Raw genomic sequence first — 12554 nt, 5'->3', positions numbered from 1 at the left:
CTAAAAATTAGAAGTTCATTACTTTATTAACAGCTTCAACAATATCTTTATGGTTTGGTAACCATACGCTCTCAGCTTGAGAGAATGGGAATACTGTATCAGCAGCTGCAACACGAACAACTGGAGCTTCTAAGTTTAAGATTGCACGGTCGTTAATTTCCGCTACAACGTTAGCTGCAATACCAGCTTGTTTTTGAGCTTCTTGAACTACAACTACGCGACCTGTTTTTTCAACAGAAGCAATGATTGTTTCGATATCTAATGGTTGAACTGTACGTAAGTCAACAACCTCTAAAGAGATACCTTCTTTTTCAAGTTCTTCAGCAGCTTTTAATGCAGCATGAACCATAGCACCATAAGCGATAACAGATACATCTGTACCTTCACGTTTGATATCAGCTTTACCTAAATCAATTGTGTAATCGCCTTCTGGTACATCTTGACGGAATGAACGGTACAATTTCATATGCTCTAAGTAGATAACTGGATCGTTGTCACGAATCGCAGAGATTAAAAGACCTTTTGCATCGTATGGAGTAGATGGAATAACAACTTTTAGACCAGGTTGTTGAGCCACTAATCCTTCTAAGCTATCAGCATGTAGTTCTGGAGTATGAACGCCACCACCGAATGGAGAACGAATTGTTACTGGAGCAGTCCAACGTCCACCAGAACGGTAACGCATACGAGCTAATTGACCAGAAACTGAATCCATTACTTCATAAATGAAACCGAAGAATTGGATTTCTGGAACTGGACGGAAGCCTTCAAGTGCAAGTCCAACTGCAAGTCCACCAATACCAGACTCTGCAAGTGGAGTATCCATTACACGATCTTCACCGAATTCAGCTTGTAAACCTTCAGTAGCACGGAATACTCCGCCGTTTACACCAACGTCTTCACCAAACACAAGTACATTAGGATCATTTTTCATTTCAACGCGTAAAGCATCAGTGATTGCTTGAATCATTGTCATTTGAGCCATGGCTTACTTCGACTCCTTTTCTTTGTAAATTTCATATTGTTCAGCTAAGTTGTAAGGCATTTTTTCGTACATGATTTCCATTAAATCAGTAACTTTTTGTTTTGGAGCTTGGTCAGCCTTAGCAATTGCTTGTTTGATATCTTCTTTTGCTTCTTCGATTACTTTCTCTTCAACTTCTTGAGACCATAGGCCTTTGTTTTCTAAGAATGCACGGAAGCGTACGATTGGATCTTTTTGTTCCCATTCGTTTTCGATATCTTTTGTACGGTAACGAGTTGGGTCATCACCAGCCATTGTATGTGGACCATAACGGAATGTTAAAGTCTCGATTAAAGTAGGGCCTTCGCCGTTTACTGCGCGCTCACGAGCGAAAGCAGTTGCTGCGTATACAGCTAATGGATCCATACCGTCTACTTGAATTCCGTAAATACCTGCTGCTACTGCTTTTTGTGCTACAGTTTTAGCTGCAGATTGCTTTTCTACTGGAGTAGAGATTGCATAACGGTTGTTTTGTACAACGAAGATTGCTGGAGCTTTGAATGCACCCGCAAAGTTCATACCTTCGTAGAAGTCACCTTGTGAAGCACCACCGTCACCAGTGTAAGTAATTGCAACAGATTTTTTACCACGTAGTTTCATACCTAACGCAACACCAGCAGTTTGGATGATTTGCGCACCGATAATGATTTGTGGAGCAAGTGCATTTACATTCTCAGGCATTTGGTTACCCATGAAATGTCCACGAGAGAATAAGAATGCTTGATATAATGGTAGACCGTGCCACACTAATTGTGGAACATCACGATATCCTGGTAAGATGAAATCTTCTGCTTCAAGTGCGAAATGACTTGCTAATTGAGAAGCCTCTTGTCCAGCAGTTGGTGCGTAGAAACCTAAACGTCCTTGACGGTTTAAAGAAATAGAACGTTGATCTAGTACGCGAGTATACACCATACGGCGCATTAACTCTTTTAATTGATCGTCTGATAATTCAGGCATAGCTGCTTCATTCACAACTTCGCCTTTTTCATTTAAAATTTGTAATGTTTCAAATTGAGCTGCGATAGCTTTCATTTGCTCATCAACATTAAATAGGGTGTTTTTTGTTTTAGTACCCATTCCGTTCACCTCTTCCTCTCTTGAACCATATTCTGAAACGCTTTCACTATCTATTAACTAGACTGAAAGCGCAACAATGTAAACCAACAAATTTGTCTGTCGGTTGAGAATAATTTTGTGTACCTAACAATCTGTACTAATGTTTTTTCAAAAACATATTAATACAATCTTGATCACGTTTTTTAGTTTACAACTATTCTAATTACGATGTCAATTACTTTGAATACGTTTTTTTATAAATAATATGCAGGTTTCCTCTACACAAACGTGTTTTTATTTTTCACATCTGTATTAGTAAGCAATAACCTACTGTTATATTATTCCCTTTTTAACTTGTTTTTTCTCTTAGAATAATATGTAAACGATTTAATTCTCTTTAGTTTTTCTCTCTTCTCAATAAAATTATACAAACACTTCTTCCTTTTATAGGTAAATACCTATACATTTCTGATCATTCCTCCATACATTATAGTAACCGCAGTATTAGCGGGAAATGATAAAGGAGGTCATCTCATGTACGGATACTCATATTGCTATCCAACAACTTGTTCATATCCTTCCTACGGTTATGGCGGTTCTTGTGGCGAATCTGGACGCGGCTTCGCCTTAATCGTTGTGTTGTTTATCCTTTTAATTATCGTTGGTGCTGCTTGCATTCGCTAATTAATGTAAAATGAAACAACTATGGAAAGAGACAGACGGCTTTGCCGTCTTTTCTTTTATTACATAACTTATCTATAGAAGATTTGTTTCCAAGTAGCTCTTCCTTACTTGCCGATGACTTTTTTTATCTCCTTTGGTAGACTAAAGAAGAAAGGAGAGATTACATATGCTTACAATGAATGAAGTAATTCGTGAAGGAAATCCTATTTTGCGCGACGTCGCAGAAGAGGTCTCCTTACCTGCTAGTGAGGAAGATACAAATACGCTTAAAGAAATGATTGAATTTGTAATAAATAGCCAGGACCCTGAAATGGCTGAAAAATATAATTTACGCCCCGGAATCGGATTAGCGGCTCCGCAAATCGGTATTTCAAAGAAAATGATTGCGGTTCATGTAACTGATACGAACGATACATTATATAGCTACGCATTATTTAACCCAAAAATCATTAGTCATTCTGTTGAACGTACATATTTACAAAATGGTGAAGGCTGTCTATCTGTAGACCATGAAGTACCTGGTTATGTCCCTCGTTACACAAGAATTACAGTAAAGGCAACAACGATTAACGGTGAAGACGTAAAACTGCGATTAAAAGGTTTACCAGCAATTGTATTCCAACATGAAATCGACCATTTAAACGGTGTTATGTTCTATGACCATATTAATAAAGACAATCCATTTGTGGCTCCCGATGATTCAAAACCTCTCGAGCGATAATAGTAAAAAGGCGGAAGTTAACCTTCCGCCTTTTTATTATATGAAATGGGTTCCACACTTACTTATAACAAGCCAGCCCACTTTAATCCGTGATAAATACCGTCTTCATTAACATCTTTTGTCACATGATTAGCAAGTTTTTTCAAATCCTCATGACCATTCCCCATCACAATGCCCGTTCCTACTGCTTCAATCATTTCTAAATCATTTAATCCGTCCCCAAATGCATATACTTGTTCACGATTAAATCCTATTTTCTCAATAAACTTCTCAATCCCTTTTGCCTTAGAACCCCCATTAGGAATAATATCCATCGAATATGCATGCCAGCGTATAAAATGAAAATCTGGATAATGATGAATAAACTTTTCTTCTTCGTTTACTTCACAAAAAAGAAGCGTTTGATAAATATCGCGTTTCTCATAAAAATCAGGTTCATATGCCGGATGCTCGAATTGTAAGGTTCCAAAACCTTCTTTTACATAATCATGATATTCCACTGACGCTCTCATTTCTTGATGGTCAAGATATACAAGTGGATATCCTTCTTGTTTTGCAAACTGAGTAAACTTATGTAGAGCATCAGGATGTAATGGATTATTAAATAATACCTCATCCTCAAATACAACATACTGTCCGTTAAAACTAACATAATTATGTATATTGAGTTCCTCACGAATATCTTCAAACATAAATGGCGCACGCCCTGTCGCAATCGCTACATGCACACCTTTTTCTTGTAAATCTCTTACTGCATCTCTTGTAGATTGCGGAATTTTTTTATCATGATCTAATAATGTTCCATCAATATCAAAAAAGATAATTTTATCATTCATTTGTCAAAATCCTTTCTGGCACTCTATATTCCTATTTTGATTATCACTTTTCAAATTTCAAAAAAAAGTATAACATATTAAACATCTGTGAAGAAAGCGTTCACTTTCTGACCTTATTTATGAAATGCGCATATAATATTAGTAAAAAAATGTGGATACTTGTTCGGATGAATTTTCTTTTCTATTCTTCCTCATACTATATCTATAACTAACGGCTACTAATCGTTACTACAGGATAACTTACACTATACTAAAAAGAACAAGATTCACTATTCACTTCTTATCTTCTTTCTTGTACGGGAGACGGAGTTATCATTAGTAATATGCATGTTTAAAATAAGGAAAGGAAGGAGTAATCATGCTGAAGAAGCTGAAGAAAAAGCTCAAGCGTTATTTAAACGATTTAGTCCGTAAGAAGACAATCGCTTAAATTGTGCCCATTTCGGGCTTTTTCTTCATTCTCATTCGAAAAAACATGAAAATCGTGACTGTTTGCTTTATAATAAGTAACAGATAATGCAAAACATAGACAAGGAGAGGTTTTCCCAATGATTTTTAAAGTATTTTATCAAGAAAAGTTAACTGAGGTCCCAGTACGTGAAAATACAAAAGTTTTATATTTAGAGGCTACGTCTCAAAAGGATGTTCGTAAAAAATTACAAAAGTTCGCATATAATATCGAGTTCGTTCAGTCTGTTACTGGTGCTCATCTTGAATATGAAAAACAAAACGCTGATTTAATATTAGCGGAGATCGTATAGTCATATGAAATTCCTAAAAAATGATCAAGCTGCCGTTTTTGCCCTCGGTGGTCTTGGTGAAATCGGTAAAAATACATATGCTGTTCAATTTCAAGATGAAATTATTATAATTGACGCTGGAATTAAATTTCCAGAAGACGAACTCCTCGGTATCGATTATGTAATACCAGATTACACTTATTTTGTGCGAAACGAAGATAAAATTAAAGGGTTATTCATTACACATGGTCACGAAGATCATATCGGTGGAATTCCTTATCTATTACGTCAAGTAAACATTCCAATTTACGGTGGAAAATTAGCAATTGCCCTAATAAAAAACAAATTAGAAGAGCACGGATTACTTCGTAAAGCAAAACTTTATGAAATTCAAGAAGATGATGTTATTAAATTTAAAAAGACATCTGTTTCCTTCTTCCGTACAACTCACAGTATTCCGGATTCATACGGAGTTGTTGTGAAAACACCTCAAGGACAAGTCGTTCATACAGGTGATTTTAAATTTGATTTCACACCAGTAGGCGAGCCAGCAGATTTAACAAAAATGGCCGAAATCGGAAAAGACGGTGTACTTTGTCTCTTATCTGATAGTACAAACAGTGAAGTGCCAAACTTTACGATGTCTGAGCGCCGCGTTGGTGATAGTATTCAAGATATATTCCGCAAAGTAGACGGTCGTATTATCTTCGCAACCTTTGCATCGAATATCCATCGCTTACAACAAGTTGTTGAGGCTGCTGTTGAAAACAATCGTAAAGTAGCTGTATTCGGTCGAAGTATGGAAGCAGCTATTGAAATCGGACAAAACCTTGGTTATATCCGGTGTCCAAAGGATACATTCATAGACACATCTCAGCTAAACCGCCTACCAGCTAATAAAGTTGTTATGTTATGTACAGGTAGTCAAGGGGAGCCGATGGCAGCACTTTCACGTATTGCCAATGGTACACATCGTCAAATTCAAATTATCCCTGGCGATACAGTTGTTTTCTCTTCTTCACCAATCCCAGGCAATACAATTAGTGTAAGTCGTACAATTAACATGTTGTACCGCGCTGGCGCTGATGTAATCCATGGTAAACTCTCAAATATTCATACGAGTGGACACGGTGGACAAGAAGAACAAAAGTTAATGCTACGTCTTATTAAGCCAAAATATTTCATGCCAATTCATGGTGAATATCGTATGCAACGTATGCATATGAAATTAGCGAATGATTGTGGTATTCCAGAAGAAAATTGTTTCATTATGGATAACGGGGATGTTCTCGCTTTACGTTCTGATGAAGCAAGCGTAGCTGGGAAAATCCCATCTGGCTCTGTCTATATCGATGGAAATGGTATTGGAGATATCGGTAATATCGTATTACGTGATCGTCGCATTCTTTCTGAAGAAGGACTCGTTATTGTAGTTGTAAGCATTGATATGAAAGAATTTAAAGTTGCAGCAGGACCTGATATCATCTCGCGTGGTTTCGTTTATATGCGTGAAAGCAGCGATTTAATCAACGATGCTCAAACATTAATTACAACACATTTAGAAAAAGTAATGGAGCGAAAAACAACACAATGGTCTGAAATTAAAAATGAGATTACAGACACATTAGCACCATTCCTATACGAAAAAACAAAACGTCGTCCAATGATTTTACCAATCATTATGGAAATATAAGAAAAAGGACAATGCCTCCTCGGCATTGTCCTTTTCTCTTATCTTAAAAAATGCTTAAAACGATCTACTTCATCGTCATGACCAATTACAATTAATATATCTCCCGCCTGAATGTTTTCTGTAGCTCGAGGAGATACGATAACTTCTTTCCCACGCTTAATTGCTACAATGTTCAAACCAAACTTCGCACGAATATCTAATTCAATTAAAGAGTGCCCATCAATTTTTTTATTTGCGATAATCTCTACAATACTATGCTCATCTGAAAGCTCTAGGTAATCTAACACATTACTTGATGCGATATTATTAGCAATCCTTTTTCCCATATCTCGTTCTGGATGCACAATATGATCTGCCCCTATTTTACTTAGCACTTTTTCATGATAGTCATTTTGAGCTTTTACAGTAATATTTTTCACACCTAATTCTTTCAAAATTAACGTTGTTAAAATACTTGAATTCAAATTATCTCCAATAGCAACGACTACATGATCAAAATTACGAATACCAAGACTTTTTAATACCATCTCATCTGTTGAATCTGCAATTACAGCATGCGAAGCTATATTTGCAAACTCATTAATTTTATCCTCATCTGAGTCAATTGCCATTACTTCCATACCTAATTGAGCTAATTCACGGCAAATACTTCCACCAAAACGGCCAAGCCCAATAACAGCAAATTCTTTCTCTTTTTCGCCCACAGGAATTCCTCCAATAACATCAAGTACTATGTACTTTTATTGTAACATACTTTAAATTCGCTACAAAAAACTGTATATACTTCTCATTTTTGTTTTTGCATATAAAAATACTGTTGTAAATAAAACGCGATACCGAAAATTAACATACCAAATACAAATATATTTCCAAATGAACTAAATGTTTCAAAAACGAACAATAGCGTTTCTTGTCCGAAAAAAGCAAATAAAAGTTGTGTAAATGCGAATAACAGTGCCAATATGTAATGATGTTGATGGAATAAATAATGTGTTGCGCCTAAAAAAGCTACAAGCGAAACAATGAAGATCCACCAAGTTTCTAAAAACAATTGCCAATTAGTAAATTGATATCCATTTACTAATATCGCAATAATTCCTATAACTGCCATCGTCGGCACACTCCATAATAATGCACGCCCTCTAAAGAAGCGCGCACCTTTTGCATCTCCTTTTTCATTTGCGATGTATGTTAGCACGACAGTACTTATATACAAAACAGAGAGGATTGTTAAAACAATGATAAGCCAAAAATGTAATTGATAATATTCATGTTCTATATTCGTCACAATTGCAGCTAACATACATGGAATAAACATCCCTGTCCAACCATCTATTTTTCTTTCGTTCCAAAACACCGTATTACCAATTCGAATTCCTAATAGCATAAAAATAGTGATACCTAGTACAAATAACGTAGTCTTATTCCCTACTAAACTCGTTGAGAAAGCAATTAATCCAATAAATAAAAAAAGAACAAATCCATTCATAATTTCTAGTACAGGTGACAAATATCTTTTCACCCATTTGTATGTTTCTTCATATTCACTATTATTTGCTAAACGATAGGCGTAAAAACTTATCCCAAAATAAACCGCCGCAATAATAACATATGCATATAAGACGAAACATAAAATCGCACTGCTAATTTGCACGTAATTCCCCACCCTTTTTTCTATGTATCACATTGATTTTACACACTTTTCATACTAAAAGTAAACCTGTATAAGGTAGTTAAATAATTATCTTACCTATTAGTACTAATTAATAATGAGCAGTGGCTAAAAACCCCTGCTCATTATTAAGACGTCAAATTTAACTCTACTCATTTGTATGAAGATGTCTAACACTAACAAATACAAAAGATGTTTTCGTCTCGGAACTAAAAAATCCCCACTCTAAACCGTTGCACAATTAGCGAGTAAGTTCACTTTCTATTTCCCTTCCACTTCACATATTGATTTAAAAATACAATCGCTTTCTCAATAACCTCTTCGTCTGGTTTTAATTTCGCATGATGTAAACCATATTCTGAATTTACTCCAAGCCAAAACATAAATCCAGGTATCTCTCGAAGCATATAGCCGAAGTCTTCACCTGTCATTGCCTCCGTACATGTAATTACGTCCATATTCGTTTGTTCACGTGTAAATTGCATAAACTCTCTCGTTAACTCTTCATGGTTATACACTTGATGATACATCGCTCCGTAGTCAATAACAGCTTCACATTGAAAGGAAGCTTCTATTCCCGCAACAATTGCCTCAATTCGGCTTTTAACACGTTTCATTGATTCCACTGATAGCGTTCGAATTGTTCCTTCTAAACGAGACTTTTCTGCAATAATGTTTTGAACTGTACCACCTGTAATTTTCCCAATTGTAATTACCGCACTGTCAAGAGGATTCACATTACGACTAATAACTGATTGAAGTTGTGTAACGAGATGACTCGCTGCAACAATCATATCATTTGCTGTATGCGGATATGCAGCATGCCCACCTTTTCCTTTTAAATCAACGTATAACTCTGATGTATTCGCAAATAATAAACCGTCTTTTGTCGCAATTGTTCCCACAGAGTATTCAGGTGCAATATGAAGTCCAAGAATCATATTAGGCTTCCATTCTTTTAACTCATCACTTTCTAACATAGGAAGTGCACCACCTGGACCTTCTTCAGCTGGTTGGAATATAAATACAAGATCATCATCTATTCTTTCGCTTACAGCCGCTGTTAAAAGTCCTAAACCGATTGTTGCATGCAAATCATGTCCACATGCATGCATCATTCCTTCATGGACAGAAGAGAATTCATATCCAGTTTCCTCTGTAATAGGTAGACCGTCTATATCTGCACGATAACCTATTATTTTTCCAGGATTTTTCCCATTTACTTTAACAATTACACCTGTTTTCCATGTTCTCACTTCCAAATATTCGTTAGGAAGCGTTCCTATATAATCTAAAATATACTGTTGTGTTTTCCACTCTTTAAATCCGCTTTCCGGAATTTTATGTAGATCTCTACGAACTTGGACAAATTTGCTTACTGTCACTTTTGCACCTCTATCTATAAAAAGCGTAAGAGCACATTCATGCTCTTACGCTTTTTGTTTTTTATTTCTCTGGGTTTAATTGACGAAGCTCTTGTTTGATTTCAGTTTTTGCTTTTGTCTTCTCATCAATTTCTTTAATTACACGTGCCGGAGTTCCCGCAACAACTGTATATGGAGGCACATCTTCTGTTACAACAGCTCCTGCTGCTACAACTGCACCTTTACCTACTGTAACGCCTTCTAGAACCACTACATTTGCACCAATTACAACGTCATCTTCAACGATAACTGGTTTTGCAGAAGGTGGCTCAATAACACCGGCAAGTACAGCACCTGCACCTACGTGACAGTTTTTACCAACTGTTGCACGTCCACCAAGCACTGCGTTCATGTCGATCATAGTACCTTCACCAATTACAGCACCGATGTTAATTGTTGCATTCATCATGATAACAGCGTTGTCACCAATTTCTACATGGTCACGAATAATCGCGCCTGGCTCAATACGAGCTTTAATACCTTTTAAATCAAGCATTGGAATTGCAGAATTACGACGGTCGTTCTCAACTACATAGTCAACAATGTGCTGGTTATTTTCATCAAGAATTGTCTTAATCTCAGACCATTCTCCGAATAATACACCAGATTTTTTATTTACAAATGCTTGTACAGTTTCAGGGAATGTTACTTCTTTTAAATCCCCTTTTATGTATACCTTTACAGGAGTTTTCTTTTCACTGTTTTGAATAAACGAAATAATTTCGTTAGCGTCCATCATTTTCATTCTTGTTGCCTCCTAAATCCATTTATAATGTTACTCTACCAAACGATAGAGCGAGTAGCAAGACAATAATCTTATTTTTCCATTTGAATTTCTTCTATAATTTCTAAAAATGCTTGTACTTGCTTCAACTGCCTTGCCGAGTCACTCGTCAATAACCATGTTTCTCTCGTTAATTGAACAGGTGTTTTATACATATTTTCCTGCACTTCTTTTAAAACAGTCGAAGGTAAAAGAGCGTAACCTATTCCATTTAAAACAAGCTGTTTGCACGTTTCAATTTGGTCAACTACAATCGTTCGCTTAGGTGGATTTGAAAATAATCCATACCACCAATTTTGTATTTGTCCATAGTAGGTCGAATCACTTTTAAATTGAATAAATGGTCTATTTGTCTCTTTTAACATCGAAATATCTTTTATTTCTTTATCAACTAAATATAATTCATCTTCAAATAATTGTTGTTTCTGCCCTTTGTATTCTTGTGATCCTCTCAGTATAGCAACATGAACGTCTCCTTCATAAAATTGCTTTTGCACTTCACTACTCCAGCCAGTAAACAGAGCTATCTTCACAGAAGGATACTTATGCACAAATTTTTTCAAAACAGGTGGAAGCCAATATTGCCCAATGACTGATGCAACAGCTATTTTTAACGTACCGTATGTTTCCGTTCTAAAAAGAGCCAGTTCACTTTTAATATCCTCTTCCCGTTGTAACATTTCTTTTGCATAATTTGCAACTTTTTCCCCTTCAGGTGTAATTGTTAATCCTTTTTGTGAACGAATAAAAAATTTCATTCCCCAGTGTTTCTCCATAGATTGTAATCGTTGACTAAGCGCAGGTTGGGAAACAAATAAACGTTCCGCCGCTTTTCTCATATTTGATTCCTGAGCTAACACAACCATCATTTGAAAATCATCAATTTGCAACTTTCTCCCTCTTTCCTTAGCTTCCATACACCTAATTTAAATAAGTATTTCATCCTTAATTTAATTGCATACTTTTATACATTAGAACGGTTTGTTAGTTCAAACTTTTCTTATGCTGTATGTCTTTTTAAATATAATACATACACAACTGATATGCACGAAAAAAAGTGACTTCGCCTTTTCAGTGAAGTCACTTTCCCTACGTTATCGATTATGCTGTCTCACTTTTTTATTCAATAATTTTAAAATAGCCCGACGTGTTAAAATACCCTCGAAGTAACCTTCTTCATTGACAGCGCAAATAAAAGGATGATCAATTGTCATTTCTAAAGCTTTTGCAAAAGAATCTTCTAACATAAGAACTGGAATCTCTTCCTTCATCACTTGTTCCACTTTCATATTCTCAAGTCTTTCAAACTCAATGTGATCTAATCCTAAAATACCATCTAAAATCATAGCAGTACTAATTAACCCATGTAATTTATACATAGGGTCTAAAACAGGAATCGCCGAATATCCAGATTTCACAAGAACGAGTAAAGCATGTTCTAAACCATTCCCTATTTGGACATGTGCTACTTTTTCTGATGAAATCATTAAATCCTTCACAAGAATTTGTTGAAACTCATCTTTCGGAATACTAATCATGTTACATCCCCCATTTCCCTTGCTTATATTCTCCAATCCTACTTACATTTTATGATAGCGTTTTCATGTTATTATTTTGTCCTAACATTCTTCTAATAAAAATAAAGATACACAGCTATTTTAGCATACAACATAAAAAAAAGACTACCATTCCGGTAGCGCTTAATACCCTTTATTTTTTAAACGGTAAAACAATCTTGTAATTTTTTTATATTGCGTCACATCTGTCTGTTTTAAACCATTCTCAATGTCTGTAAGCTCCACCGCTAAAATTTCGCTCGCATAATTTTGCTGAAACAGAATATCCAACAATAAATTTTCTTCTTCTCTTGTTAAAACAAATTCCTTTTCCATATGCTCCTCTCCTTGCACTCACATC

The 12554-nt window shown here is 35.8% G+C and carries 14 protein-coding genes; 4 read left to right on the top strand and 10 right to left on the bottom strand.

The genetic code is table 11. The features are described 5' to 3' along the window. Nucleotides 1-7: 7 nt before the first annotated feature. Nucleotides 8-985 (bottom strand): pyruvate dehydrogenase complex E1 component subunit beta, encoded by a 978-nt coding sequence (pdhB, locus tag ACFWDE_RS13515; RefSeq protein WP_000068162.1) that lies wholly within the window; start codon nt 983-985, stop codon nt 8-10. A gap of 3 nt (nt 986-988) precedes the next feature. Further along, on the bottom strand, nt 989-2104 hold the full coding sequence (gene pdhA / locus ACFWDE_RS13510; protein WP_002160676.1) for a pyruvate dehydrogenase E1 component subunit alpha: 1116 nt from the start codon (nt 2102-2104) through the stop codon (nt 989-991). 513 nt (nt 2105-2617) lie between these two features. On the opposite strand from pdhA, the gene ACFWDE_RS13505 reads away from it, so the two are divergent. Continuing rightward, a complete protein-coding gene (locus tag ACFWDE_RS13505; RefSeq protein WP_002160675.1) occupies nt 2618-2767 on the top strand; it encodes a YjcZ family sporulation protein in 150 nt (49 codons plus the stop codon). A 166-nt stretch (nt 2768-2933) separates the two neighbouring features. After that, nucleotides 2934-3488, top strand: coding sequence for a peptide deformylase (gene def / locus ACFWDE_RS13500; RefSeq protein WP_002145995.1), 555 nt, complete (start codon nt 2934-2936; stop codon nt 3486-3488). Between the two features lie 62 nt (nt 3489-3550). Here the strand turns inward: def and ACFWDE_RS13495 are convergent, their stop codons facing one another. Further along, nucleotides 3551-4324 carry a Cof-type HAD-IIB family hydrolase gene (locus tag ACFWDE_RS13495; protein WP_377892831.1) on the bottom strand — a complete coding sequence of 258 codons (774 nt, stop codon included), beginning with the start codon at nt 4322-4324 and terminating at the stop codon, nt 3551-3553. A 548-nt stretch (nt 4325-4872) separates the two neighbouring features. Here ACFWDE_RS13495 and ACFWDE_RS13490 point away from each other — a divergent pair. Next, nucleotides 4873-5085 carry a DNA-dependent RNA polymerase subunit epsilon gene (locus tag ACFWDE_RS13490; RefSeq protein WP_000576437.1) on the top strand — a complete coding sequence of 71 codons (213 nt, stop codon included), beginning with the start codon at nt 4873-4875 and terminating at the stop codon, nt 5083-5085. 4 nt (nt 5086-5089) lie between these two features. Continuing rightward, nucleotides 5090-6757, top strand: a complete 1668-nt coding sequence (gene rnjA, locus ACFWDE_RS13485; protein ID WP_002014844.1) for a ribonuclease J1 — start codon at nt 5090-5092, stop codon at nt 6755-6757. Nucleotides 6758-6795: 38 nt separating this feature from the next. Here the strand turns inward: rnjA and ACFWDE_RS13480 are convergent, their stop codons facing one another. The 7 genes from ACFWDE_RS13480 to abbA form a co-directional block, all read right to left on the bottom strand. Continuing rightward, nucleotides 6796-7461, bottom strand: a complete 666-nt coding sequence (locus tag ACFWDE_RS13480) for a potassium channel family protein (RefSeq protein WP_000504032.1) — start codon at nt 7459-7461, stop codon at nt 6796-6798. Between the two features lie 83 nt (nt 7462-7544). Next, the gene (locus ACFWDE_RS13475) at nt 7545-8411 is read right to left on the bottom strand and encodes a cytochrome C oxidase assembly protein (protein WP_377892828.1); all 867 of its coding nucleotides are present in this window, start codon (nt 8409-8411) and stop codon (nt 7545-7547) included. Between the two features lie 272 nt (nt 8412-8683). Continuing rightward, the gene (locus tag ACFWDE_RS13470) at nt 8684-9814 is read right to left on the bottom strand and encodes an N-acetyldiaminopimelate deacetylase (protein WP_377892827.1); all 1131 of its coding nucleotides are present in this window, start codon (nt 9812-9814) and stop codon (nt 8684-8686) included. Nucleotides 9815-9875: 61 nt separating this feature from the next. Next, the gene (gene dapD, locus ACFWDE_RS13465; RefSeq protein ID WP_377892825.1) at nt 9876-10598 is read right to left on the bottom strand and encodes a 2,3,4,5-tetrahydropyridine-2,6-dicarboxylate N-acetyltransferase; all 723 of its coding nucleotides are present in this window, start codon (nt 10596-10598) and stop codon (nt 9876-9878) included. A 71-nt stretch (nt 10599-10669) separates the two neighbouring features. Next, on the bottom strand, nt 10670-11554 hold the full coding sequence (locus ACFWDE_RS13460) for a transcriptional regulator CcpC (RefSeq protein WP_377892824.1): 885 nt from the start codon (nt 11552-11554) through the stop codon (nt 10670-10672). 177 nt (nt 11555-11731) lie between these two features. Further along, nucleotides 11732-12175 (bottom strand): cyclic-di-AMP-binding protein CbpB, encoded by a 444-nt coding sequence (gene cbpB / locus ACFWDE_RS13455; protein ID WP_002145988.1) that lies wholly within the window; start codon nt 12173-12175, stop codon nt 11732-11734. Nucleotides 12176-12337: 162 nt separating this feature from the next. After that, a complete protein-coding gene (abbA, locus tag ACFWDE_RS13450; protein ID WP_002145987.1) occupies nt 12338-12529 on the bottom strand; it encodes an antirepressor AbbA in 192 nt (63 codons plus the stop codon). Nucleotides 12530-12554 lie beyond the last annotated feature (25 nt).

The organism is Bacillus sp. NPDC060175, assembly GCF_042728695.1.
GTDB lineage: Bacteria > Bacillota > Bacilli > Bacillales > Bacillaceae_G > Bacillus_A.
This window is presented reverse-complemented; position numbering and strand designations above follow the sequence as displayed.